At 65.2% G+C, this 25,764-nt stretch carries 23 protein-coding genes; 4 read left to right on the forward strand and 19 right to left on the reverse strand.

The features are described from left to right. Positions 1–19: 19 nt before the first annotated feature. The 12 genes from xylB to ACT89O_RS16425 form a co-directional block, all read right to left on the reverse strand. Positions 20–1,504, reverse strand: a complete 1,485-nt coding sequence (gene xylB / locus ACT89O_RS16370; RefSeq protein WP_487260596.1) for a xylulokinase — start codon at positions 1,502–1,504, stop codon at positions 20–22. Positions 1,505–1,630: 126 nt separating this feature from the next. Next, the gene (locus tag ACT89O_RS16375) at positions 1,631–2,566 is read right to left on the reverse strand and encodes an AraC family transcriptional regulator (protein ID WP_056743668.1); all 936 of its coding nucleotides are present in this window, start codon (positions 2,564–2,566) and stop codon (positions 1,631–1,633) included. Between the two features lie 29 nt (positions 2,567–2,595). Continuing rightward, entirely contained in the window at positions 2,596–3,999 is a 1,404-nt protein-coding gene (gene dalD, locus ACT89O_RS16380; RefSeq protein ID WP_487260597.1) for a D-arabinitol 4-dehydrogenase, read from the reverse strand. A 19-nt stretch (positions 4,000–4,018) separates the two neighbouring features. Beyond that, positions 4,019–4,762: an SDR family oxidoreductase gene (locus ACT89O_RS16385; protein WP_487260598.1), complete on the reverse strand. Its 744-nt coding sequence runs from the start codon at positions 4,760–4,762 to the stop codon at positions 4,019–4,021. Continuing rightward, positions 4,759–5,802 carry an ABC transporter ATP-binding protein gene (locus ACT89O_RS16390; protein WP_487260599.1) on the reverse strand — a complete coding sequence of 348 codons (1,044 nt, stop codon included), beginning with the start codon at positions 5,800–5,802 and terminating at the stop codon, positions 4,759–4,761. The genes ACT89O_RS16385 and ACT89O_RS16390 overlap by 4 nt, the downstream gene beginning before the upstream one ends. 46 nt (positions 5,803–5,848) lie before the next feature. Continuing rightward, positions 5,849–6,694: a carbohydrate ABC transporter permease gene (locus tag ACT89O_RS16395; protein WP_487260600.1), complete on the reverse strand. Its 846-nt coding sequence runs from the start codon at positions 6,692–6,694 to the stop codon at positions 5,849–5,851. A 15-nt stretch (positions 6,695–6,709) separates the two neighbouring features. Continuing rightward, complete coding sequence (locus ACT89O_RS16400; RefSeq protein ID WP_069105336.1) at positions 6,710–7,573, reverse strand: carbohydrate ABC transporter permease; 864 nt, start codon at positions 7,571–7,573, stop codon at positions 6,710–6,712. Between the two features lie 157 nt (positions 7,574–7,730). After that, complete coding sequence (locus ACT89O_RS16405; RefSeq protein ID WP_487260601.1) at positions 7,731–9,062, reverse strand: ABC transporter substrate-binding protein; 1,332 nt, start codon at positions 9,060–9,062, stop codon at positions 7,731–7,733. A 390-nt stretch (positions 9,063–9,452) separates the two neighbouring features. Continuing rightward, entirely contained in the window at positions 9,453–11,936 is a 2,484-nt protein-coding gene (locus ACT89O_RS16410; RefSeq protein ID WP_487260602.1) for a TonB-dependent siderophore receptor, read from the reverse strand. Between the two features lie 307 nt (positions 11,937–12,243). Continuing rightward, positions 12,244–13,329 carry a FecR domain-containing protein gene (locus ACT89O_RS16415; RefSeq protein ID WP_487260603.1) on the reverse strand — a complete coding sequence of 362 codons (1,086 nt, stop codon included), beginning with the start codon at positions 13,327–13,329 and terminating at the stop codon, positions 12,244–12,246. Beyond that, a complete protein-coding gene (locus ACT89O_RS16420) occupies positions 13,326–13,838 on the reverse strand; it encodes a sigma-70 family RNA polymerase sigma factor (RefSeq protein WP_487260604.1) in 513 nt (170 codons plus the stop codon). The genes ACT89O_RS16415 and ACT89O_RS16420 overlap by 4 nt, the downstream gene beginning before the upstream one ends. A gap of 96 nt (positions 13,839–13,934) precedes the next feature. After that, positions 13,935–14,456 carry an Ivy family c-type lysozyme inhibitor gene (locus ACT89O_RS16425; protein WP_176886432.1) on the reverse strand — a complete coding sequence of 174 codons (522 nt, stop codon included), beginning with the start codon at positions 14,454–14,456 and terminating at the stop codon, positions 13,935–13,937. A 111-nt stretch (positions 14,457–14,567) separates the two neighbouring features. Between ACT89O_RS16425 and ACT89O_RS16430 the strand changes: the two genes are divergently transcribed. The 4 genes from ACT89O_RS16430 to xth all read left to right on the forward strand — a co-directional run bounded on the left by ACT89O_RS16430 (position 14,568) and on the right by xth (position 17,464). Further along, positions 14,568–15,407 carry a thymidylate synthase gene (locus ACT89O_RS16430; RefSeq protein ID WP_487260605.1) on the forward strand — a complete coding sequence of 280 codons (840 nt, stop codon included), beginning with the start codon at positions 14,568–14,570 and terminating at the stop codon, positions 15,405–15,407. Positions 15,408–15,507: 100 nt separating this feature from the next. Continuing rightward, positions 15,508–16,107: a DUF4337 domain-containing protein gene (locus ACT89O_RS16435; protein WP_218300360.1), complete on the forward strand. Its 600-nt coding sequence runs from the start codon at positions 15,508–15,510 to the stop codon at positions 16,105–16,107. 17 nt (positions 16,108–16,124) lie between these two features. Further along, positions 16,125–16,613 (forward strand): dihydrofolate reductase, encoded by a 489-nt coding sequence (locus ACT89O_RS16440; RefSeq protein WP_487260606.1) that lies wholly within the window; start codon positions 16,125–16,127, stop codon positions 16,611–16,613. A 74-nt stretch (positions 16,614–16,687) separates the two neighbouring features. Then, positions 16,688–17,464 (forward strand): exodeoxyribonuclease III, encoded by a 777-nt coding sequence (gene xth, locus ACT89O_RS16445; protein WP_487260607.1) that lies wholly within the window; start codon positions 16,688–16,690, stop codon positions 17,462–17,464. 226 nt (positions 17,465–17,690) lie between these two features. Here xth and ACT89O_RS16450 read toward each other — a convergent pair whose 3' ends face one another. The 7 genes from ACT89O_RS16450 to ACT89O_RS16480 form a co-directional block, all read right to left on the reverse strand. Then, complete coding sequence (locus ACT89O_RS16450) at positions 17,691–18,629, reverse strand: ferritin-like domain-containing protein (RefSeq protein ID WP_487260608.1); 939 nt, start codon at positions 18,627–18,629, stop codon at positions 17,691–17,693. Positions 18,630–18,822: 193 nt separating this feature from the next. Further along, the gene (ntrC, locus tag ACT89O_RS16455; protein WP_487260609.1) at positions 18,823–20,493 is read right to left on the reverse strand and encodes a nitrogen regulation protein NR(I); all 1,671 of its coding nucleotides are present in this window, start codon (positions 20,491–20,493) and stop codon (positions 18,823–18,825) included. Positions 20,494–20,546: 53 nt separating this feature from the next. Next, positions 20,547–21,569, reverse strand: coding sequence for a nitrogen regulation protein NR(II) (gene glnL / locus ACT89O_RS16460; RefSeq protein WP_121508642.1), 1,023 nt, complete (start codon positions 21,567–21,569; stop codon positions 20,547–20,549). Positions 21,570–21,661: 92 nt separating this feature from the next. Beyond that, entirely contained in the window at positions 21,662–22,180 is a 519-nt protein-coding gene (locus ACT89O_RS16465) for a hypothetical protein (protein ID WP_218300363.1), read from the reverse strand. Positions 22,181–22,392: 212 nt separating this feature from the next. Then, positions 22,393–23,808 (reverse strand): type I glutamate--ammonia ligase, encoded by a 1,416-nt coding sequence (glnA, locus tag ACT89O_RS16470; RefSeq protein WP_121420585.1) that lies wholly within the window; start codon positions 23,806–23,808, stop codon positions 22,393–22,395. 174 nt (positions 23,809–23,982) lie between these two features. Next, positions 23,983–24,804: a competence/damage-inducible protein A gene (locus tag ACT89O_RS16475; protein WP_436131273.1), complete on the reverse strand. Its 822-nt coding sequence runs from the start codon at positions 24,802–24,804 to the stop codon at positions 23,983–23,985. Continuing rightward, the gene (locus ACT89O_RS16480; RefSeq protein WP_228897709.1) at positions 24,801–25,739 is read right to left on the reverse strand and encodes an EI24 domain-containing protein; all 939 of its coding nucleotides are present in this window, start codon (positions 25,737–25,739) and stop codon (positions 24,801–24,803) included. Before ACT89O_RS16480 ends, ACT89O_RS16475 begins: the two co-directional genes overlap by 4 nt. Positions 25,740–25,764 lie beyond the last annotated feature (25 nt).

Here is a 25,764-nt window from a genome sequence, read left to right on the forward strand (position 1 = left end):
AAAGGAAGCAGACAGTGCGTCAGAACTGCGATTGCAGCGCGGGGTACAGCGCGACAAAGCGGGCATAACGTTCGGCCAGCTGGGTTTGTTGTGCGGGCTGTGGCATGAAGGTGGCGTCAGCGGGCAGGGGCTCGCACCAATGGGCTTCGTCACCACCGCAGGCCATGGCGGCCAGGCGCGCGGCGCCTAGGGCTGCGGCAGCGTGTGCGCCCTGCGGGCGCTGCAGTGGGGTGCCCAGCGCGCTGGCCAGCAGCTGCGCCCAAGGGTTGCTGCGTGCGCCACCCCCGACGAGCGCCAGGGGCGCATCACTCCGACCTGTGTCACTACCCTTCCCCGGCCCTGCGGCGCGCATGGCGTTGAGGCCATCGAGCAGGCCAAAGCCCACGCCTTCCATCACGGCATAGGCCAGGTCCGCCGCTTCATGCTCGGCCCGCAGGCCCATGAACACGCCGGTGGCAGCCGCGTTGTTGTGCGGCGTGCGCTCGCCACTCAGGTAGGGCAGAAACAGCGGCGCCTGCATTTGGCGGCTGGTGCTCAAGGTACCCACGGCGTCCGACAGTTGCGCCTCGTCACCGCGCCCTGTGAGCCGGGTGACCCAGCCAAACGCACTCGCTGCACTGAGCATGACCGACATGTGGTGCCAGCGCTGCGGCAGCGCATGGGCAAATGCGTGCACGGCGCGCTCGGTGGCAGGCGCAAAAGCGTCCGTCACGCGAAAGACCACGCCCGAGGTGCCCAGCGACACAAAGCCCTGCCCCGCAGTACGGGCGCCCACGCCCACGGCACTGGCGGCGTTGTCGCCCGCGCCAGCAGCCACGACGATGCTGTCACCGAGCCCCCAGCGGCGTGCCACATCGCTGCGCAGTGTGCCGGTGGGCGCACTGCCCTCGGCCAGCGCAGGCATGTGCGAAACATCGAGCCCACAGGCTTGCAACATGGCCGGGCTCCAGGCGCGCGCCTGCACGTCCAGCCACAGCGTGCCCGATGCGTCGGACATGTCGCTCGCCATATCGCCAGTGAGTTGCAGGCGCAGCCAGTCCTTGGGCAGCAGCACGGTGCGGATCTGGTCAAACACGGCGGGCTCGTGCTTGCGCAGCCACAGCAGCTTGGGCGCGGTGAAGCCGGGCATGGCGAGATTGCCGGTGATCTGGCGCGAGGTGGGCACAGCCGATTCCAGCTGCGCACATTCGGCGCTGGCGCGGCCGTCGTTCCACAAGATGGCCAGGCGCAGCACCTGGCCCTGCGCGCCCAGTACCACCGCGCCGTGCATGTGGCCCGAGAGGCCAATGCCCCGCACCTGCGCCCACGCTGCGGGAGCCTGCGCGTGCAACTGCGCCACGGCAGTCTCCACGGCGGCCCACCAGTCGGCGGGGTGCTGCTCGCTCCAGGTGGGCTGGGGGCGCAGCTGGGGCACGGCGGCATCTGCCGTAGCGACCACAGTGTGCGCATCGTCCAGCAGCAGGAGCTTGACACCCGAGGTGCCTAAATCGATTCCGAGGTACATGGGTGATGGACAGATGTCAGTGATTCACAGTGAAAGCCATGGCCCGGCCTTTGCCTTTGGTGGGTTACGTGCAGGGGTCACGCAACAAGGGCCTCCCCCCTCTCAAGGTGCAGATCCGGCCGGGGATCAGGAAGTCTTTCCAAACCTTCCCGCGCCCTGCTTGCGGTACTCGCTGGGCGTCATGCCCTTGATGTCCAGAAAGCGGCGGTTGAAGTTGGCCATGTTGTTGAAGCCCACGTCATAAGCAATGTGCGTGATGTAGCGCTCGGTCTCCATCAGCAGCTGGCACGCGCGGTTCACGCGCACCAGATTCACAAAGTCGGTGAAGGTATTGCCCGTGGCACGGCGGAAGAAGCGCGAAAAGCGGCTCTCCGTCATGCCCAGCTCTTGCGCCAGGTCGGCCGCCGACAGCGGGTCGGCCAGGTGGTCGGTGATGCGGCTCACGATGGCGTTGATCTGGTCGAGCTGGGTGTCGTTGTCCTCGCTTTGCAGCTGCGTGCTCGACAGCAGGCGAAAGTCGGTGCAGCGCGCCAGGTCGCTCATGAATTCGCAGAACGCGCCGAACCGGGCCAACCCCTGGCGCGCCTTGATGCGGTGCCAATGCTCTTGCGCCTGCGCTTCCATGCCAAAGAACTCCACGCCGTGGCGCGCGCGCTCCAGCAGAGGCAGCACCTCCCGCAGCTCGGGGATGGTCTCGCTGCTGGCCACCAGCGGCGCGTGCGAGAACTGGATCACCAGGTCGCGCAGCGGCACGCCCCCTTCGGGCAGGTCCATACTGATCCAGTTGTGCGGCAGGCGCGGCCCGGTCAGCACCAGGTGGCCGGGCTGGAACTGACCGATCCAGTCCCCCACAAAGACCTTGCCCGAGGTCGCGGTGATCAGGTGCAACTCGTACTCATCGTGGTAGTGCCAGCGCGCCAGCGGCGTGGGAAACCCGTGCGACAGGCAACGGATGAAGCCCGCCGTCTCGGGCGACTCGTAGCCCAACGCGGGCGAGCGCACATAGTCGTGCTCCAGCTCGGGCTTGGTCTGGCGCGGGGCGATGGGCATCTTCACGGTCATGGCGGTAGTGGGCTCAAATTACACCAGCATCAGGCGCCTGTCCGCTCTGCCACAAAAGCCAACACGCGGGCATAGGCTTTGCGCAATGCGTCTACGAGTCGGGGGTGGCCGGCCATCTCGCCCCACAAGGTCGTGTCGGCCGCAAAGGCCGCCACGGGGTCAGCGGCATCGCAGATGGCATGGGCCACGGCGGGATCCATGGCCTGGTCCTGGTAGCTGTAGGGGATCTGCCCCGCGTGCCAGCGCTGCAGGTAGGCCAGGAACAGGGCTGGCAGCATGGCCACGCTGTCGAACGAAGCGTTGCGCGCCAGTCGGTCGCGGATAGTGGGCGCAATCATGCCGGGGATCTTGGAGAACGCATCCATGGCCACGCGCTGGTTGGTGTCGGCAATGGCGGGGTTGCCGAAGCGGTCCAGCACCACGTCGCGGTACTGCTCCAGGTTGATGGGGCATGGTTGCTCGGGCGTGTGGAGCACAGGGATCGCGTCGTCGGTGACGTAGTCGTAGGCCATCTGGCGAATGGCCGCGTCGTGTGTGCCTTCGTGGATGTACTGGTAGCCCGCCAGCGTGCCCGCCCACGCAATGCAGCTGTGGGTTGCGTTGAGCAGGCGGATCTTGGCCTCTTCATGGGCCTGCACCGACTGCACCATCTCGACACCGACCGTTTCCCACGCGGGGCGGCCTGCAATGAAGTCGTCTTCAATGACCCACTGGATAAAGCTTTCACCCATGAGTGCTGCCTTGTCGTCCCAGCCGGTGGCAGCCTTCACGCGCTCGGCCACATCGGGCGTGGGGCGCGGCGTGATGCGGTCCACCATGGCGTTGGGACTCGTGGTGTTCTGCTCTACCCACTCTTTGAGTGGCGCATCGCCCAGCGCCTCGATGAACTGCAGCAGCCCGCCGCGCGAGCGGTCGCCGTTGTGGCGCAGGTTATCGCAGTTCATCAGCGTCACGGCGCCCGCACCGGCTGCCCTGCGCGCGCGCAGGATGCTGACCAGGCCGCCGTAGATGGTGTGGCCTGCCTGGCCCGCCTTCACGGCCGCCAGGTCGGCGCGCAGGTCGGCAAACGTGGGCCAATCGAGCTGGTTCTGGGCATCCAGGTAGTAGCCCGCTTCGGTCACCGTGAAGCTGATGATGCGCGTGGCGGGGTCGGCACCCATGGCAATCAGCGGGGCCAGGTCATCCTGGTAGGGGATCACCCGCTGGATCGACTCGATGACGGTGTAGTTGCGCTCGCCTTGGGGGGTGACGGTTTCGAGCGTGTAGCGCCCATCCTGCGCTTGCAGCGCCGCGATGGTGTCGGCCATGTCCGGGCGCAGGTTGCCGCCTGCGATGGCCCAGCCAGTGTCGCCCTGCTGGCGCAATGCGTGAACGTAAACGGCCTGGTGGGCGCGGTGGAACGAGCCCAGGCCCAGGTGCAGGATGAAATTCATGGTGCGTGACTGCGGGTTTCTAGAGATCAAAGTTCGTGGGCATCATCACGACGTCGCGGATGGTCATGCCGCGCGGGCGGGTGAGCATGAAGAGCACCACGTCGGCCACTTCGGAGGCCTCGATGAGGCTGCCGCTGGCCTTGGCCTCGGCCAGCTTTTCCGCAGGCCAGTCGGCCAGCAGCGAGGTGATGACGGGCCCGGGCGAGATGGAGCCCACGCGGATGCCGTGCTTGAAGACCTGGCGGCGCACGGTCTGTACGAAGCAGTTGACGGCCCACTTGGACGATGCGTAGACGGGCTCCCACGGCGTAGGGAAATGCGCGGCCAGCGAGCTGGTGACGATGATGTCGCCCGTGCCGCGCTCGATCATGTGGGGCAGCACGTTGTGCACGTTCTTCATCACCACGTTGACGTTCAGGTTGAGCATGCGGTCGATGGCGTCGGGGTCGGCATCCACCAGGTCGCCGCCCACATACAGCCCGGCGTTGGCGTGGAAGATGTCGAGTTGTCCCGCAATGGCCAGCGTGCGCGCAAGCAGGCTCGCACACTGCTTTGTGTCCAGCAAATCCAGCACCAGCGGCGACGCTTGGGCGCCGATGGCAGCGCAAGTCTTGTCCAGCGCTTTTTCATCGCGGTCGATAAGTACCACGTGCGCTCCAGCGTCGGCCATGGCCTTTGCACTGGCAAACCCGATGCCCGATGCAGCGCCGGTGACGGCGGCCACCTTGCCGTGCAATTCCCGGCCTGCGGTCACGGCGGTCATGCAGCTGCACCCGCGACAACACGGCCCGCAGGGTCGAACCAATGGGCGTGCGACGCGTCGATGTCCAGGCTCACCGCATCGCCGGCGCGCAGGCCTGTGCGGTCGTTCTGGCGCGCCACAAACTGCGCGCCGCTGGGCGTGCTCACGTAGATCAGCGTCTCTGCGCCCAATGCTTCCACCAGGTCCACCTGGCCCGGCACCGGCGTCGCGCCGGTGTTGCGTACCGTGATGTTCTCGGGGCGCAGGCCGATGGCGCCGCCCTCCGCCCCGGCGGGTGCCTGCTGCTGCACGGGCGATGGCAGCTGCTGCAAGGGCACCACATTCATCTGCGGCGTACCGATGAACTGGGCCACGAACTGGTTGGCAGGCCGGTCGTACAGCTCCAGCGGCGTGCCCACCTGCTCGATGACGCCATCGCGCAGCACCACCACGCGGTCGGCCAGCGTCATGGCCTCGACCTGGTCGTGCGTGACGTAGATGGTGGTGGCCCCAAGGTCGCGGTGCAGCTTGGCGATCTCCACACGGGTCTGGCCGCGCAGCGCCGCGTCAAGGTTGGACAGTGGCTCGTCAAACAGGAACACCTTGGGCGCGCGCACGATGGCGCGGCCGATGGCCACGCGCTGGCGCTGCCCGCCCGACAGCTCCTTGGGCGTGCGCTGCAGGTACTGCGTGAGGTTGAGGATGCGCGCGGCGTTCTGCACCTTCTCGTCGATCACCTGCTTGTCCACCTTGGCGAGCTTGAGCGCAAAGCTCATGTTCTCGTACACACTCATGTGCGGGTACAGCGCGTAGCTCTGGAACACCATGGCCAAGTCGCGCTTGCTCGAGGGCTGGTCGGTGATGTCGCGGCCGTCCAGCATCAGGGTGCCGCCGTCGATATTTTCGAGCCCCGCAATCAGCCGCAGCAGCGTGGACTTGCCACAGCCCGAGGGGCCGACGAAGACGATGAACTCGCCTTGCTGGATGGTGAGGTCGATGCCCTTGATGGCGCGGTGCTCACCAAAGAATTTCTCGATGCCGCGCAGTTGAAGGTAGGCCATGGAATCGGGTTCCTGAAATCTTGAAAACTGAGAGGAAAACTGCGGCTTACTTGACCGCACCAAACGTCAGGCCCTGCACCAGCTGCTTCTGGCTGAACCAGCCAAAGACCACGATGGGTGCAATGGCCATCAGCGAGGCGGCGGACAACTTGGCCCAGAACAGGCCCTCGGGGCTGGAGTACGACGCGATCAGCGTAGCCAGCGTGCCGGCCTTGGCGGCGCTGAGGTTCAGGCTCCAGAAGGCCTCGTTCCATGACAGCACCAAGCACAAGAGGCCGGTGGACGCGAGGCCGCCCATGCCCAGCGGCAGCAGCACCAGGCGCACCTCCTGCCACAGCGTGGCGCCGTCCATGCGCGCGGCTTCCAGGATCTCGCGCGGGATGTCCTTGAAGTGCGAATACAGCATCCAGACCATGATGGGCAGGTTGGACAGCGCGAACACGATGATGAGCGCAAGCTGCGTATCGAGCAGGTGGCTCTTTTGCGCCAGCACATAGATGGGTACCAGCGCGCCCACGGCGGGCATCATCTTGGTCGAGAGCATCCACATGAGGATGTCCTTGGTGTACTTGCCCTTGAAGAAGGCCATGGCGTAGGCCGCAGGCGCGGCCAGCATCAGGCCCACCAGGGTAGAGACCACGCTGGTGATGACCGAATTCTTGGCGTACAGCAGGTAGTCGCTGCGCTCCTGCACCTCGTGAAAGTTCTCGAGCGTGGGGATGAAGAACAGCTGCGGCGGCACGGCGATGGCCTGCAACTCGGTCTTGAACGCCGTGAGGAACAGCCAACCCAGCGGAAAGAACAGCAGCAGGGCCACGCCCCAGGCAGCGGCAGTGCGCAGGGCCAGCAAGCCCAGCGGGAAGTTGGAGCGGCGTCGTTGTGTCGTTGTCATGAGCGTTGCCCCGTCTTACTTGTCAAGGTTCTTGCCGACCATGCGGATCAGAAACACCGCCGCGATATTGGCCAGCAACACTGCGAACAGCGCCCCGGCCGAGGCCACGCCCGCGTCGAAGTTGAGCAGTGCCTGCTTGAAGATCAGGAAGGTGACGTTGGTGCTCGCATCGCCCGGCCCGCCACCCGTGGTGGTGTAGATCTCGGCAAAGATGCTGAGCAAAAAGATGAGTTCGATCATCACCACCACCGCCACCGAGCGCGCCAGGTGTGGCACATACAGGTAGCGCAGCTGCTGCAGGTAGTTGGCGCCGTCCATGCGCGATGCTTCGAGCTGCTCGTGGTTCATGCTCTGCAATGCGGTCATGAAGATCAGCGTGGCAAACGGCAGCCACTGCCATGACACCATGACGATCACCGAGAACAGCGGGTGGTCGGTAAGCCAGTCCACCGGCTGTGCGCCAAAGAACATCCACACCTGGGCGAGCACGCCGTAGATGGGGTTCATCATCATGTTCTTCCACATCAGCGCGTTCACCGTGGGCATGACGAAGAACGGCGAAATCAACAGCACCCGCACGATGCCCCGGCCCGCAAACGGCTCGTTGATGAGCAGCGCAATCGCAATGCCGAACACCACCGTGATGAGGATCACACTACCCAGCAGCAAGATGGTGTTGACCACCGCCGTGCCGAACGAGGGGTCGGTGACGAAATACTCAAAGTTCTCCAGCCCGGCAAAGCCGGTCTGGTCCGGCTGCATGAGGTTGTAGCGGATGAGCGAGAAGTAGATCGTCATCACCAGCGGCACGATCATCCACAGGAAGAGCGTGGCCATGGCTGGCGTGAGCAGCAGACGGGGTAGCAGGCGGCGGTTCATGGGAATTCCGATACAGACTTACACAGCGCAGTGAGGCAAGCGCCCTGTGGGCGTAGCGAGCGGCCCGAGGTGGGGGTGCTGTACCGCAGTCGTACTCCCGTACGGCGAGGAACACCGCCCCCAGATCGGGCCGCGCAGTAGCCCAATGGGTGCTTGCCTATTTGTAGTAGCCGGCCTTCTTCATTTCGCGGTCTGCCGCCACCTGGCTGGCCTTGAGCGCGGCGTCCACCGTCGTCTTGCCCGCCAGTGCCGCGCTCATCTGCTGACCCACCGCGATGCCGATGGCCTGGAACTCAGGAATGGCCGCGAACTGCACGCCCACATACGGGCTCTTGGGCAAGGTCGAATCCGTGGGGTTGGCCGAGTCGATGGCGGTCTTCTCTGCGGCGGCAAAACGCGCGGCCTTCTGGAATTCCGGCGAGGCGTAGGTGCTCTTGCGCGTGCCGGTGGGCACGTTGGCCCAGCCGTTGGTCTTGGCCACCAGCTGGATGTAGTCCTTGCTGGTGGACCAGGTGATGAACTTCTGCGCAGCATCCACCTTCTTCGAACCTGCGGGAATGGCCAGATTCCACGACCACAACCAGTTGGCGCCCTTGGGCGTGTTCATGGTGGGCGCCTGGGCAAAGGCCATCTGGTCGGCCACCTTGGACTGCTTGGGGTCCGCCACGAACGATGCCGCAATGGTCGCGTCCACCCACATGCCGCACTTGCCCGAGTTGGTCAGCGCCAGGATCTCGTTGAAGCTGTTGGCGGCAGAGCCGGGCGGGCCGTAGTTCTTGAGCAGGTCCACGTAGAAGTTGATCGCGTCCTTCCAGGGCTTGGACTCGAGCTGCGGCTTCCACTGCATGTCGAACCACTGGCCGCCGAAGGTGTTGACCAGCGTGGTCAGGAAGGCCATGTTGTCACCCCAGCCCGGCTTGCCGCGCAGGCAGATGCCGTACACCCCGTTCTTGGGGTCGTGCATCTTGGCGGCCAGGTCCTTGATCTGCGGCCAGGTGGGACGCTCGGGAACCTGCACGCCCGCCTTGTCGGCCAGGTCCTTGCGGTACATGAGCATCGAGCTTTCGCCGTAGAACGGCGCAGCGAACAGCTTGCCGTCGATGGACAGGCCGTTTCGCACGGCGGGCAGCAGGTCGTCCACGTCGTACGCAGCGTCGGTTTTCAGCTCCTGCAGCCAGCCCTTCTTGCCCCAGATGGGCGCCTCGTACATGCCGATCGTCATCACGTCGAACTGGCCGCCCTTGGTGGCGATGTCGGTGGTCACGCGCTGGCGCAGCACGCCTTCTTCCAGCGTGACCCACTTGAGCTTGATGTCGGGGTTGGCCTGCTCGAAGTTTTTGCTGAGCTTTTGCATCTCGATCATGTGGCCGTTGTTCACGGTGGCAATGACCAGCTCGGTCTGCGCGCTGGCGGCGCCGCACAGCGACAGGGCCAATGCAGCGGCCAGGGCGAGGCGCTGAGGAGCAAAAACACGGGGGGAATGTGGCATCGGAATGTCTCCTTCGTAATTGGTATGGGATCGACCGTTCAACGCCAGTGCAGGCATACGGCATTGACGAACTGAACGATACCGATGCTGCAATGCTCGATTGGTACTCCAGATGCCTCCACAAATACTAATTTGCACCAGATACTCAGGATTTATACCTAGAGGTGTCAACAGGGTATCTAACCGACCAGGAAGAGAGGGGCCGGACCCCCAGCACGGTTAGTCGCGGATGCCCCAAATCACTATCAAATCAATAGCTTTTGGCGCTTATCTATCAAGCGGTAGAGGCCAATTTAATCCATATTTCGTGCACCAAGGCCCACCGGGGAAGACACCACTACCCCCTCCTCCATCCATTTGTCCGTCCGCCCACGGCAGCACTGCTCCCCGTCAGAAATCCACCGTGGCAGAGAGAGTCACCGTGCGAGGACTTCCCACATACAGCCAGTTGCCGGAGCCGCTGGACCAGTAGTTGCGGTTGAACAGGTTGTCCACGCCCGCGCGCAGCACCAGCGGCCGGCTCCACGCCTGGGTCTTGTAGCGGGCACCGATGTCCCAGCGCGTCCAGCCCGGAATGCGCCGCAGGTTGGCGGCGTCCACATGCTGCGCGCTGCTGGAGATCATGCGGGCCGACAGCGTCAGTCCTGGAACGGCAGCCACATCGTGGTCGCTGCCCAGGTTGAGCTGCCAGCGCGACACATTGGGTGCGGCGTTGCCGTTGTAGGTGCCGCCTTCGGTTTTGGTCAGCCGGGCATCGTTGAAGGTCACGCCGCCCAAAAGGCGCGTGCCCCGGGCCACCTCGCCGAAGACATTGAGTTCAACGCCGCGGTTGCGCTGCTCTGCACCGACCTGGTAGGTGAACGTGCCATCGCCGTTGGACGCCACCAGCCCGCTCGGCTTCTGGATGTGGAACAGGCTCGCCGTGGTGCTGAAGCGGCCCCAATCGGCCTTCACTCCCACCTCGCGTTGTTTCGTCCGGACCGGCGGAAACACCTGTCCGGCATTGGTGGTGCCCAGTGGCGCTGAATCGCCCTGGACCAGCCCTTCGATGTAATTGCCGTAGAGCGATACGTGCGGCTGTAGCTTGAACACCGCCGCCAGCGCCGGCGTTACCGCGTGCTCGTCGTACGCGGTGCTGCCTGCCCCGGTGGTGGTGTCGTACTTGACGACCTTAACGCGCTGGAAGCGGGCACCCAGGGTGACGGACAGGCGGTCTTGCCACAGCGAGACGGTGTCGGCCAGCGCCACAGACGGCAACTGCAAGGAATCGGTCTGTGGCGGCCGCGATGAGAAACCGTCGATGGACGGACGCGCTGTGGCCGCGGGTGCATACATGTTCGTGGCGAAGCTGTCGAAGCCGTAGTACTGCGCCGTGAAGCCGCTGTCCTTCTTCAGGTACGACGCATGCAGGTGGATGCGGTGCGTGAGCTCGCCGGCGCGCACCGTGCCCTGCAGGCCGCCTTGCACGGTGCGGTAGTTCGTCCAGTTGGGCCAGAAGTACGTGGTGGCCTGCGCATCACCCTGCACGCTGGTCACGAACACGTCGGTGGCGAGGTAGCGAGACCGCGTGTGGCTACCACCGGCCGCCGCAGAGAGCGTCCAGTCCGGGGTGAGGTCATACTCGGTTTTGGCCAACAGGTAGTTGCTCTGCGACCTGGCGAACTCCCAGTCCTGCGCGATGCGATGGCTGGCACGGGGCGGCCTGGGGATGGCGATGGCGTCGTCGATGCCAAAGCCCGCGGCGCCTTGCGGCGCTTCGTTGTTCATCGTCTGGTGGCCGGCATCTACCGAGGCCCGCAACTGGCTGCCCCGGTAGTCCACGGCCAGCGCCGCAGCCCCCAGCTCGACGGACTGGCCCTGGGTGGCGGTCTTCCCGTCACGGTAGACGCCGTTGAAGCGCACACCCCACTGGTGGTCGTCACCAAACCGGCGGCCCACGTCCAGGTGGCCGCCCAGGTTGCCCTTGGACAGGTAAGTGGTAGTCAGGCGGGTCAGCGGCACGTCGCCCGCCCGCTTGGGCACCAGGTTGATGGCGCCGCCCACCGCGCCGCCCGCCCCAGGCGCCATGCCGTTGAGCAGCGCGTTGGGGCCCTTGAGCACCTCGACGCGCTCGGCCGCTTCGACCGTGACGGCACGGTTGGTGGCGATGCCGCCGATGCCGTCGAACAGCACGGAGTCCTGCACCGAGAAGCCGCGGATCAGAAAGATGTCGCCCCCCGCAGCAGCGTTCGTCAGGCTGTAGGACACCGTGCGCACGGACGGGTCGTTGGCCAGCACATCGGCCACGGTGATCGCCTGCTGGTCCTGCATGAGTTCGGCCGTGTAGCTGGTGATGTGAAACGGCGTGTCCATCAGGCTCTGCTGACCCAGCAGGCCGACCCGGCTGCCCATGGCGACCTGGCCGCCGGCATAGGCGGGCAGCAAATCGCCGGGCGCTGACTCGGCGCTGGCCGTCACGGTGACGGCGCCCAGGGTGGCGGCATCGCTGAGCCGGGGTGCCTGCGCTGCGGGGCGCGATGCCTCACGCAGCGTGAAGACGCCGCCCGTGGCCTGCCGCAGCTCCAGCCCCGAACCCGCCAGCGCGCGGCGCAGTGCCTCGGGTGCATCGAAGCGGCCCCGCACGGGCGCCGCGTTGCGGCCTTCCAACAACTGCGCATCGGCGGTGAGGGCCAGGCCTGCGTCGCGCGCGATGCGGTTGAGGGCCGCCCCCAATGGCCCGGCGGGCAGGTCGTAGTCACGCACCGCCGCAGCGCTGGCCGTGGTCGCGGGGGTCTCTGCCGTGGCTGGCTGTGCAGCCACCGCAGAGGCCGCCAGCGCGAGCAGCAGCGCCGCGGCGCAGGGGTTCAGCGGGAAGGGGAGAACAGCAGAGGACATGGGTCAGGCTCCGAAACGGGTCACGTCAGAAAAGAGGGGCAACCGTGCCGATGCACGGTCTCTGTCTGATTGCCGAACGGGTGTGGAAAAGTGAGAGGGGGCCGGGGCAATTTCTTTTTCGGGCCGGCATCGTTGGTGGATGGGGTGCCAGCTGGCAGCGGCGATCTGGGTCGATCTCCTTCGGCTGGTGGATCTGGGTTGAACTGAATGAAACCGTCGATCAGCCGCACCAAGTCACTCATTTTTTGATAGCTTCCAGCGCTTACCCATCAAGCGGTAGCGGCCGATTTTCTTCACATTTTCATCCTCAGGGCGCAGCACGCGGCTTGAGCGTGACCCACCAGCGCGTGGTCCAGACCACCTCCACCGGCACGGCCGCAGTCAGAGCCAACAGGGCCTGGTCGGTGTCCGCCAGGGGCAGCGTGCCCGTCACGCGCAACCCGGCCACACGGGGGTCGACACCCAGGTGGCCGACCCGGTGCCGCGCCAGCATGGCCACCACCTCGCCCAAGGGTTGGTTGTTCACGACCAGCATGCCGTCCTTCCAGGCGTCGGCATCGGGTGGGGCCACCCACGGGTCCACCCGCCCGCCCTCCAGCCGTGCGCCCTGCCCGGCCGACACGATGCGCTCGGCAGCGCACGGCTCGGACGCTGCTGCCGCACAGTTCGCCGGGCGGGCCGCAACGGCCGACTGGGTGACGGCAACCTCGGTGGCGGGCGCGCCGCTGCCCTGCGCCCCATCGCTGCCAGCGGTGTGCGCCTGTGGCCAGCGGCGCACGGTGAAGCGGGTGCCCAGAGCGCGCAGGCTGCCGTCCTCGGTCAGCACGACGAACGGGCGCCGCTCGGCCGGGTCGGCATGGCTGGTTTCCACGGCCACCTCGCCCGCGCGCAGGTAGATGGCGCGCTGGTCTTGGCTGAACACGACATCCACGGCACTGCGGGTGTTCAGGTGCAGCACGGTCTGGTCGGGCAGCACGATGGTGCGACGCTCGCCGGTGGCGGTGCGGTGGTCGGCCAGCAGTTGACCCACGGGCTGGTAGCGGTCCAGCACCAGCGCGCCGCAGGCCACCACCAATGCCAGGCCCAGCACGGTGCCCGCCACACGGGCAGGACGGCGCTGGCGCGGTGGCAGCAGCAACGCTGCGCGGGCTCCGGGACCTGCGGCGGCTCGGGCCAAGTGATGGTCGATGTCGCCCAGCTGGCGCCAGGCGCGGGCATGGTCGGGGTGTGCGGCCACCCAGTCGGCCAGGGCTTGGGCGTCCGCCGGCGAGATGGCGCCCTCTCCCTGGCGCAGTTGCCAGCCGATGGCGGCCTCCAGCACGGCAGGCGGCACGGGGTGGTCGTCGCCTGCACCGCCAGGTGGGCCGCCCGTGGTCCAACCCGCACTGCTCACGCCGCGCCGCCAAAACGCAGGTGGTAGGCGTGGCGCATGGCGTTGGCCAGGTATTGGCGCACGCGGGGCACCGACACCTGCAGTCGCTCGGCAATCTCTGCATGCGTGAGGCCATCGAGCCGGTTCATGAGCCACGCTGCGCGCGTCTTGGGCGTCAGGGCCTGCAGCAATGCATCGACCGCGTGGAGCATCTGCACGGCGGCCAGACGCTCTTCGGGGGAAGGCTGCAGCACCTCGGGCTGCAGGGCCAGGTCTGCCAGGTAGGCGCGCTCCAGTTCACCCCGGCGCCAGAAGTCCACCAGCAGCCCGCGTGCCACCGTGGTCAGGTAGGCGCGCGGCTCGCGCATCGCGTCGGGGGCGATGGCGGTCGGCCGTGCCAGCAGGCGCACGAAGGTGTCCTGCGCCAGGTCGGCCGCATCGTCGGCACAGCCGAGCCGCCGGCGCAGCCAGGACTGCAGCCATCCGTGGTGGTGGCTGTAGAGCGCGTGCAGGGGATGAGCGGCAGACATGGCGTGACGGCCTTTTTGAGAATGATTCTCGATTATAGAAACACATTCCCGCCCAGATCCTGGGCACGCCACCACGCGGGCAGGTCGGCTGCGCGCTCAGCGCCGCGCGTTTTCCATCATCGTGGCAACGTGGGCCGGCAGGGTCTTCGGGGTCCCCAGGTCCTGCACGTCCCATTCCTCCCCGCCGGTCAGCAGCCATACGCGTACCGTGTCGGTGGCGGCGTGGATCACGATGGCGGCGGCCGCCGTGTCGCCTGCGTCCGGCCGGTTGCCGGTGATGTAGAGCATGGAGCCGTCTTGCCGCAGCGGCCCACTCACCTGCAGGTTGTCCAGCAGCACGTTGTAGTTGGCGAGACCGAGCAGACCACGCAGCCGCTCGGCCAGCGGGCCGGCACGCAGGAAGTCTGAGCCCCCGACCGGATAGTTGCCTACCTGGGTTTGCAGGTTCCCCCAGGGATTGGCGGGCGCGGCAGGTACGTCGTTGGGCACAGGACGCGCGACCTTGCGCGGCGCCGTGGGCGCGGTGGGTACCGTACCCACGCAACCCGGCAGCAGCACCGCCAACGCAAGAGCGGCCAGCACGGCGCGTGACAAAGGGGCTGGAGAGACAGGGCGCATGATCGGGGGCTTCTTTCTAGAAAGGGCAGCTGGGCGAAAAGGTCTGCGAGCTTAGCCGGTTCCAGCCGGCAGCCGCCCCCCTAAAATCGCGTCTTTCGCCTTCCAACCGCCATGACAGAACACGCCCGCCCCGTCCGCTCACAATACGAAGACTTCATGCGCCACGTGTTCACCCATGGGGTGCACAAATCCGACCGCACCGGCACCGGCACCACCAGCGTGTTCGGTCATCAGATGCGGTTTGATTTGAAAGAAGGCTTCCCGCTGGTCACCACGAAGAAGGTGCACCTCAAATCCATCATCCAGGAGTTGCTGTGGTTCCTCACGGGGTCGAGCAACAACAACTGGCTCAAGGAGCGCGGCGTGACCATCTGGGACGAATGGGCGCGAGAGGACGGCGACCTGGGCCCGGTGTACGGCGTGCAATGGCGCAGCTGGCCCACGCCGGACGGCGGCCACATCGACCAGATCAGCGACGTGATCAATACGCTCAAAACGAATCCCGACTCGCGCCGCATCATCGTGAGCGCCTGGAACGTGGCCGAGCTGCACAAGATGGCGCTCATGCCCTGCCACGCGTTCTTCCAGTTCTACGTGGCCCCGGCACAAGAGCCCGGAGGGCGCGGCACGCTGAGCTGCCAGCTGTACCAGCGCAGCGCAGACATCTTCCTCGGAGTGCCGTTCAACATCGCCAGCTATGCACTGCTGACCCACATGGTGGCCCAGCAGTGCGACCTGGACGTGGGCGACTTCATCTGGACCGGCGGCGACTGCCACATCTACAGCAACCACCACGAGCAGGTGCAGACCCAGCTGGCGCGCACGCCCTACCCCTACCCGGTCTTGAACATCAAACGCAAGCCCGACAGCATCTTTGACTACGAGTACGAAGACTTTGAAGTGCTGGACTACCAGTGCCACCCCGCCATCAAGGCCCCTGTGGCCGTTTGATCAGCCGACGGCCCTCTTTGGTACCCCATACCTCTTGAGTCCCAAGGGCAGAGTCAACAGCGCCTTGCCCGCTTCCACCCAACACCACGAGCTTTTATCCATGTCTTCCGGCGGATTTCACGTACACGGCCCCCACGACCACGCGGTGGAGCATGCCACCCACGGCGACCACGCTGCAACGCATGGCACCGACAGCAACTCGTCGATGAACAAGATCGCCATGTTCACCGCCATCGTGGCCACGGTGGGTGCTATCTTTGCCTACATGGGCGGCGCCACGCAAGCCAATGCCGGCCTGCTCAAGAACGACGCAGCCATCAAGAAGACCGAAGCATCCAACCAGTGGAATTACTTCCAGTCCAAGAGCACCAAGCAATCCCTGGCCGAGCTGGCCCGCGACCTGGCGCCCGATGACCGCAAGGCGGGCTACCAGACCAAGGTGGAGCGCTACGAGGCCGAGAAAAACGAGATCAAGGTGGTGGCCGAAAAACTCGAAGCCGACGCCCATGAGTTCGACCGCAAGAGCGAGGCCCAGATGCACCAGCACCACCGCTGGGCACAGGCCACCACGGCGCTGCAGGTGGCGATCGCCCTGGCCGCCATTGCGTTGCTGACCAAGAAAAAATGGCTGGAGTACGGCATGTACGGCGTGGCTGCCGTGGGCCTGGGCGTGGGCGCCCTCGCCGCCTTGCATATCTGAAACAAGGAAGCCCCACCATGCCCCTGCACCTCATCTACGCCCGCGCCGCCAACGGCGTCATTGGCAAGGACAACACCATCCCATGGCACATCCCGGAGGACATGGCGCACTTCAAGCAACTCACGCAGGGCTGCGCCGTCATCATGGGCCGCAAGACCTGGGACTCATTGCCCCCGCGTTTTCGCCCCCTGCCCGGCCGCACCAACATCGTGGTCACGCGCCAGGGCGACTGGCAGGCCGAGGGCGCCGTGCGCGCCACCAGCCTGCAGGATGCGCTGCAGCAGGCACCTGCCGATCAGACGGTGTGGGTGATAGGCGGCGCGCAGATCTACGCCGAGGCCCTGCCCCTGGCCGACCGCCTGGAAGTGACCGAGATCGACCAGGATTTCGACGGGGATGCCTACGCGCCCACGCTAGGTGCGCCGTGGACAGAATCCGCACGCAGCCGCCACGTCAGCACCAAGGGGCTGCCCTACAGCTTTGTGACCTACGTGCGCGCAGGTTGACACGGCGCCGGAACGCAAAGCTCTTCAATTGATAGCACTTAGCGCTCATCCATCAAGCGCTGGAGGCCAAAAACATGCAAATCGCCACCTGGAATGTCAACTCCCTCACCGTCCGCCTGCCCCAGGTGCTGGCCTGGCTCGCGGCCAACCCGGTCGATGCGCTGTGCCTGCAAGAGCTCAAGCTCACTGACGACAAGTTTCCGCACGACGCGTTCAAGGAGGCGGGCTATGAGGCCGTGACCTTTGGCCAGAAGACCTACAACGGCGTCGCTATCCTGAGCCGCCACGCCATGCGCGACGTGGTGCGCAACATCCCCGGGCACACGGACGAGCAGGCCCGCGTCATTGCCGCCACGCTGGAAACGCCCGACGGGGAACTGCGCCTGGTGAACTGCTACTTCGTGAACGGCCAGGCCCCGGGATCGGAGAAGTTTGCCTACAAGATGCTGTGGCTTGCGGCGCTGCACCGCTGGCTGCGTGAAGAGCTGCTGGCACACCCGCGCCTGGCGCTGCTGGGTGACTTCAACGTAGCGCCCGAAGACCGCGATTCGTTCGACCCGGTGGGCCTCAAGGACACCATCCACCACACGGTGGAAGAGCGTCAGCATTTCCAGGACCTGATTGCCCTGGGCCTGACAGACACTTTCCGCATGTTCGAGCAGCCCGAGAAAAGCTACTCATGGTGGGACTACCGCATGCTCGGGTTTCAGAAGAACCGGGGGCTGCGCATTGACCATATTCTGGTGAGCGATGCACTGCGTGCGAGTGTGACCGCCTGCACGGTAGACCGCGCCCCCCGCAAGAACCCACAACCCAGCGACCACGCGCCGGTGGTGCTCACCATGGCATAACAACCCTTGGCGACGCAGGCCGTGCGGCAACAAGCTGGAAGCCCGGCATGCACAAAAGGCTGCAAGGAGAATCCTTGCAGCCTTTTGTTATTGGGGAATCGGCGCGCAAGAAAGCTGCGCCCAAAAATCCCTATGGCCTATGGCCTATGGCCTATGGCCTATGGCCTATGACTTGCGACGCGAAGTGAGCCCCTGAACGGAACCCCAGCGCGCGAACTGTGCCCGATCAGCTGTTGGCGAACGTGTCGCGCAGGCCACGAACTTCATCGTGGTTGCGCTGCGCGCCCTGCGACTGGCGCTCTACCAGGGCCCGCACATCCAGCGGCAGGGCGGCCTTCAGGGCCTTGCGGTAACGGGCCACGGCAGCGTCCTCGCCGCGTTCGCATTCCTGCAGCACGGCTTTGTCGTCGTGCACCGACAGGGCGGATTTCACGGACACCCAGCCGCGGTGCAGCGCGCCAGCCACGGTGCCGCCCGAAGCAGGCTCGCCCCCCAGGCGACGTACCTCGTGCTCCAGTTCGACAGCGGCGGCCGCACATTCGCGCGCATGGCGCTGGAACACGCTCTTGAGCTGGGCAGAGTCGGCATGCTCGGCGCAGGCGGTGAAGCCGTATTCGCCATCGCGGGACGACTCCAGCAGGTCGTTGAGCACATCCACCACGTCTTCGTTGTCCACGACATCCATGGGGCGGTCGTCGTTCAGGCTGGAGCGCGAGACCCGTTCCCAGGCGGCGCGGGCGGCGGGGCGGGCATCCGTCCAGGCCAGGCCGTCCGAATGGCGCGCCCGCCAGTCATCGGCCAGGCGGGGTTCCACCGCCTCAAAATCGCCTTCATAGCGGCCCACCGACGACCAGCCCAGTTCGTAGGCAGGGCGGTACTGTTCGTAGGTGCGACCACCCACGTAATACGGCTCGCGGTGGAAGCTTTCGCGCCAGTAGGCATCTTCCTCGGTGGGGTTGACCGCCTCGGCGGCAGCCTTGCCCGCCAGGCCGCCGGCTACCGCACCGGCCACGCCGCCAATGGCTGCGCCGACCGGGCCGCCAAAGGCGCCTGCTGCGGCACCCGCAGCGGCGCCGCCCAGGGCAGCACCGACCCCGGTTCCGACGGGATGGGAACCCGGTTCATTGGTCAAAGGGTCACGGTTGGCATCGTTGAAATCCGACATAGAAGCTCTCCGGTTGGTTGACAGTGCCTTCATTGTTGAAGTCACTCCCGGAGGGCTGGGTCGGCCCAAGGAGGGCCTGCTTGTAGGACATTGGGAGGTGTGCCTGCCCCGGCATCCGCCAAAACAGACCCACTTCAAGCACTACAAAATTTATAGCATTTAACGCTTTACCATCAAGCGCTAGAGGCTATTTTTATGCCTCATCGGGCGCATCCAGGCCCAGCTCCTGGATCTTGCGTGTGATGGTGTTGCGACCAATGCCCAGGCGCTGCGCGGCTTCCATGCGGCGCCCATGGGTGGCCGTGAGCGCGGTGCGGATCAGGCGCGATTCGAACCGCCGCGTAAGGGCGTCCCACACTTCGGGCTGGCCGCCCGCAAGCAGCTTCTGCGCCTCGGTCTCCAGCGCCTGCTCCCAGGTCGCCGCAGTGCCAACGGTGGCAGCTATGCCGCCCGAACCCGTCGCCATCTGCGCCTCGGCGGGCCAGTGGGGCGTAGCGCCCAGCGCCGGGGTGGCAGAGGCCGCAAGACCGCCCACCAGGGGCTGCGTGGCGACAGTGGCAGGTTGTGGCAGCCCTCCCACCAGCTCCACCGCTGGCGCAGGGGTTGGCATTGGGGCAGCAACGGCGTGCACGGCAGCTACCGTCGCAGACGGATCACTGCCGGGTCGGGGAGCGGGTTGGTAAAGGGGCGCTTCCAGCACTTCGGGCGGCAGATCCTGCAGCGAGATGACCTGGGCGGGCGCCATCACCGTGAGCCAGTGGCAGATGTTCTCCAGCTGGCGCACATTGCCCGGAAAGGCGAACTGCTCCAGCCGTGCGATGGCCGAGTCGGCAATGCGCTTGGGCTCCACGCCCAGTTGCCGCGCGCTTTGCTGCAGGAAATGGCGAGTGAGCACGGGCACGTCCTCGTGCCGCTCGCGCAGCGCGGGCAGGCGCAGGCGGATGACGTTGAGGCGGTGGAACAAGTCTTCGCGGAAGCCCCCCTCCTTCACGCGCCGCTCCAGGTCCTGGTGGGTGGCAGCGATCACGCGCACATGGGCCTTCACGGCCGCATGGCCGCCCACACGGTAGAACTGGCCGTCTGAAAGCACACGCAGCAGGCGCGTCTGAAGGTCGAACGGCATGTCGCCGATTTCATCGAGGAACAGCGTGCCGCCCTCGGCCTGCTCGAAGCGGCCGCGCCGCTGCGTCTGTGCGCCGGTGAAGGCGCCGCGCTCGTGGCCGAAGAGTTCAGATTCGAGCAGGTCCTTGGGGATGGCCGCCGTGTTGATGGCGACAAAAGGTCCGTCTGCGACCGGCGAGTGCTTGTGCAGCGCGCGTGCCACGAGCTCCTTGCCCGAGCCCGATTCGCCGGTGATGAGCACAGTGACCTGGCTTTGGCTCAAGCGGCCGATGGCGCGGAACACGTCCTGCATGGCGGGTGCCTGGCCGAGCATCTCCGGGGCTTCGGCCTGGCGCTCTTCGGTCACTTCCTCGCGCTGGCTTTCTTCGACCGCGCGGCGGATGAGCTCCACCGCCTTGGGCAGGTCAAATGGCTTGGGCAGGTACTCGAACGCGCCGCGCTGGAAGGCCGACACGGCGCTGTCCAGGTCGGAGTACGCCGTCATGATGATGACGGGCAGGCCTGGCTGCAGTTCGCGCACTTTTTCCAGCAGCTGCAGGCCGGAGCCGCCAGGCATGCGAATGTCGCTCACCAGGACCTGAGGGCCCTGCCGCGCCGGGTCGCCGGGGGTGATGTCAGCCAGCGCGTCCAGCACTTCGCGGGGGTGCGTGAAGCTGCGCGTAGGCAGGTTCTCGCGGGCCAGCGCCTTTTCGAGGACGAAGCGGATCGAGGGGTCGTCATCTACTATCCAGATCGGCTTCATATGTTTTTCTTACCTTCCCTGTAGTTGCGTGTCAGGGACCGTCATGCGTTTTTTTAAGGCAAGGGAATCAGGATACGGAAGTCGGTGCGACCCGGCGCGCTGTCGCATTCGATCAACCCGTGGTGGCGTTGCACGAAGGTTTGCGCCAACGTGAGCCCCAGCCCTGACCCGCCGTCCCGACCCGACACCAGAGGGTAAAAAATCCGCTCCTTGATCGCGTCGGGCACGCCCGGTCCGTTGTCGATGACATGCAATTCCAGTGCCAGCCGATAGCGCTGGCGACCAAACGTTACTTGTCTCGCAACACGGGTGCGCAGTGTGATCGTCGCCTCACCCTCTGCGATGCGCTCGGTCAGCGCCTGGGCTGCGTTCTGCACGATGTTCAGCAGCGCCTGGATGAGCTGGGCGCGGTCGCCCCGGAACTCAGGGATCGAGGTGTCGTAGTCGCGCAGCACCTTGAGGCCCTGGGGGTACTCCACCAGCACCAGAGACCGCACGCGCTCGCACACCTCATGAATATTGACGTCACCCACCAGGTGGGGATGGCGATGGGGTGCCAGCAGCCGATCTACCAGGCTTTGCAAGCGGTCGGCCTCGTGGATGATGACCTGGGTGTACTCGGTCAGCTCGCGGCTTTCAAGCTCCATCTCCAGCAGTTGCGCAGCGCCGCGAATCCCGCCCAGCGGGTTCTTGATCTCGTGGGCCAGGTTGCGGATCAACTCCTTGTTGGCCTGGGCCTGGTCCAGCAGGCGCTCCTCGCGGTCCTGGCGGGCCTGCTGCTCCAGCGGCCACAGCTCCACCAGGATTTCGCCGACCTGCTCGGCATCGGCCACACTCACATGCACGGGCACCGGGTCCTGGTGCTGGCGCTTGAGGCTGGCTTCATACCGCAGGGCCGCGAAGTCCTTGCCCCGCGCGCCCGCCAATGCGGTCTGTAGCAAGGCGGGGTCGGTGAAGAAGGTGGAGAAGTCCACCCCCTCCAGGGTGCGGCGCGAGAGGCCGAGCGCGTTCTCCAGCGCTGCATTGGCGAATTGCACGGCGCCATCGGCGCGCAGCACCGCCACCAGGGTGGACATCAGGTCCAGCGAATGAAAGCGCCCCGTGTCGGAGGAAGGGGCTTCTGTGAAGAGTGAGGAACTCACACGCGTGCCAAACGAGGGAAAGAGATTCAGTTGGCCGGAAGACGGGCGATTTCGCGCTTGATGCCTGCGATATCGCTTTCGCTGCGGGCGACGCTGGCCTTAAGTTCTGCCGTGCGCTCCATGTAGCGCTGCGGGTTGCGCAGGTCGAGCGCGTTGCGCTCCGGCGCGCCACCGTTGTATTCCTTCACCAGCTCGGCATGGCGCGCCTCGGCCTTGCGCAACTCGGATTCGAGGATGGCACGGGCATCGGCATCGCGGGCCTTCTGGTCGTTGGTGGCGACACGGGGTGCAGACGGGGGAGATGCGGCGGGAGCTGTGCCCGCACCAGCCCCGGTTCCCGTCGCTGGCGCTGCCGTTGCGGCGCCTGCAGGTCGGGTGCCCTGGACCACGGTGACGTTGCCTCCCTCAACCAGCTTGCAGCCGCGCTCCTTGGCCTGCTGGGCGTTGTTGGTGTATTCGTTGCCGCAACGGTAGATGCGGTCTTGCGCCCATGCGGCGGGAGCCGTCGCGGCGATCAGTAACAGGGTGATGAGCGTTTTCTTCATTCGGTTTCCTCGCACTGCCATGCAGGGGTTCGGGGAGTATCCCCCAATCGCCACACATCGCCAATCCAACACCAGCAGCCCCGCACAGGGCTTTGTACAAGGATGCAACGGGCCAGCCAGTGGTTCCGTTTCAGCGAAACCCGATCCTTGAGCGCAATAAAAAAAGGCGGCCGGGGCCGCCTTTTTGAGGGTAATGACCTGCAGGCAGGCGATTACAGGGAGTAGTACATGTCGTACTCGACAGGGTGAGGCGCCATGCGGAAACGCGTGACTTCGCCCATCTTGAGTTCGATGTAGGCATCCAGCATGGAGTCGGTAAAGACGCCACCCTTGGTAAGGAAACCACGGTCCTTGTCCAGATACTCGAGCGCTTGGTCCAGGCTGTGGCACACGGTGGGCACCAGCTTGTCTTCCTCGGGTGGCAGATGGTACAGATCCTTCGTGGCGGCTTCGCCGGGATGGATCTTGTTTTCCACGCCATCCAGACCCGCCATCATCAGTGCCGAGAAGCACAGGTAAGGATTGGCCGATGGATCGGGGAAACGCGCTTCGATGCGGCGGCCCTTGGGGTTGGCCACGTAAGGAATGCGGATCGAGGCCGAGCGGTTGCGGGCCGAGTAGGCCAGCTTCACAGGGGCTTCAAAGCCAGGCACCAGGCGCTTGTAGGAGTTGGTGCCGGGGTTGGTGATGGCGTTCAGGGCACGTGCGTGCTTGATGATGCCGCCGATGTAGTACAGCGCAAAGTCGCTCAGGCCAGCATAGCCATCGCCTGCGAACAGGTTCTTGCCGTCCTTCCAGATGGACTGGTGCACGTGCATGCCCGAGCCGTTGTCGCCAGCATAGGGCTTGGGCATGAAGGTGGCGGTCTTGCCGTAGGCGTTGGCCACGTTCCAAACCACGTACTTCAGGACCTGCGTCCAGTCGGCGCGCTCGACCAGCGTGCTGAAACGCGTACCGATTTCGTTCTGGCCAGCGCCCGCCACTTCGTGGTGGAACACTTCGACCGGGATGCCCAGGGATTCGAGGATCAGGGACATCTCAGCGCGCATGTCTTGCGTGCTGTCGACGGGAGGCACTGGGAAGTAGCCGCCCTTGACGGTGGGACGGTGGCCACGGTTGCCACCTTCGAGCTTGGCGCCCGAGTTCCAGGGGGCTTCGTACTCTTCGATCTCGAACATGACCTTGCCGGGTTCGTTGGACCAACGCACGCCGTCGAAGATGAAGAATTCTGGCTCTGGGCCGAAGAACGCCGTGTCGCCCAGGCCGGAAGCCTTGAGGTAGGCTTCAGCGCGCTTGGCGATGGAACGTGGATCGCGGTCGTAGGCCTTGCCGTCACCGGGTTCGATCACATCGCACTGCAGGAACAGTGTGGTTTCTTCAAAGAAGGGGTCGATGTTGGCGGTGCTGGGGTCGGGCATGAGTTGCATGTCCGAGGCTTCAATGCCCTTCCAGCCGGCTACCGAGGAGCCATCAAATGCATGGCCGGACGTGAACTTGTCTTCGTCGAAGTGGGACACAGGCACTGTCACGTGCTGTTCCTTGCCACGGGTATCGGTGAAACGGAAGTCAACGAACTTGACTTCGTTCTCCTTCACCATCTTCATCACGTCTGCAACGGTCTTGGCCATCAGGTTCTCCTGGATAAAGCGCTTGTTGAAAAAAGGAATTTACCGAAATAAAAGCAGTTTGCGTGCCAGCTGGGTGCAGCCGCCGCACTATGAAGGAGCACTAAGGACTGCAGGCCGAGGGAGCACCCGCCGAACCGCACCAATTTAGTGCAAACCTACTATCAACACAGGGCATCACAAGCTGCGCACCAATTCAGGGCCACAATTTGCACCAAACTCGTGCAACCCCCGTTTCAGGTCCTGCCATGCAGCGGGAACGAGGGGAGCAGGACCTTTGACACCCAGTTCAATATGCCGCCCGTATTGTGGATGATCCACGCTGGGCAAACTGAACACCCGAACGTTCGGGTGCGTTTTTTCGATGCGCTCCATGAGGGGCGTCAAAGCCGCTTCCATGGCCCCATAGACCACCACCGACTGCTCGGTCTGTGGCGTGCGGTTGAACAACGCTGCGTAGTGCTGGTCCAGCACCCACTCGATCATCGGCCAGGCCATGACAGGGAATCCAGGAACAAAATGCACGGCCCCTCCACGACCGCCCTCGCAGCTGAACCCGGGGATCTTGTTGTAAGGGTTGGGAATGATGTGGGCACCTGCCGGAAACACCCCCATGTTGAGCCGGTGCACGTTGTCGGGACGGTCCGGCTCATACGTCACACCCTGCTCCTGGGCCACGTCCTGCATGCGCTCGCGGATCAGAGCCTCAGCGTCGGGGTGTAGTACCAGGTCCCGGCCCAGGGCACGCGCGGCGCATTGGCGGGTGTGGTCGTCTGGCGTTGCGCCAATGCCACCGCAGGAAAACACCACGTCACCTGACGCAAAAGCGCGCTGCAGCGTGGCCGTGATGCGGTCCGGGTTGTCGCCCACGTAGTCGGCGTAGGTCAGCGAAAGCCCTCGCGCTGACAGCAGTTCAATGACCTTGGGCATGTGCTTGTCGGCACGCTTGCCAGACAGGATTTCATCACCCACGATGATCAGACCGAAAGATGGGATCATGGTGCAGGGCTTCCGTTGGCAGGAGATGGGGGGGCAGAAAGAACAGCAGTGGGCGACGCCGCAGGCGGCAGCGCGGAATGCGCGGGCTCCCCCGCGTCTGCAGCCTTCGGTGTAGACACTTCAACGGGTGTTACCCCTGTGCCCTCTGCGCGCAAGCGCTCCAGGGCTGCCAGGCAATAGTGGGTGAACCAGAGGGAAGAGAACGCAAAAACCAGGGTGTAGATCCAGATCGCAAGCGGCACCAGAATGAAAAAAGCCGCAGCAAAGACCACGCCTGAGGCCCACACGATGCTGGGCGCCGCCCCGAGGTAGCCGGTGAGAATGCCAATTCCCAGCAGGCTGCTGCGGTGGCGGCGGAAAATCTCTTGCCGCTCTTCCTTGCTGGCATGGTCAGCCAGCGCATCAAACACCATCACGCGGTAGGTCAGCCACCCCCAGATCAAGGGGGGCAGGATGAGCACCAGGGGTGGCACCAGCCACAGGGGCACCGACACCACCAAGGCAATCAATGCCAGCACGGTGGAGCTGACCGACCAAGCCACGCTGGCGATGAAGGAGCCACCCTTCTTGCGCTCCAGCACAGGGAAACGCCGATCCGCCACCAACGCCACCAATGCGGGGGTCATGAGGACCGCGACCACCAGCAGCGAGACCACCACCAAAGCCGGAGCCACCGCCAAAACCACCATGAGGGGCGCCACGACGGAGGTGACATCACCCAACCCCCACCCTTGCAGCCAATTCCAGAAGCTGGCCAGAAGCGGAGAGGCATCCAGCAGCGCGCGCATGCCCTGCACGGCTCCGTCCCAATAAAAATAGCCCAGCCCCAACGCCAGCCCCACCATCAGCAGCAACGGCAAAACGGACAGGGCCATGACGCGGGGCCGGAGGCAATAGGCCGCAGCACGCCAGAAAGAATCAAGCAAAAGTCCCATGCCGACAAGCATACCTTCTTGACCG

The sequence above is a fragment of the Acidovorax sp. NN32 genome, assembly GCF_057597245.1.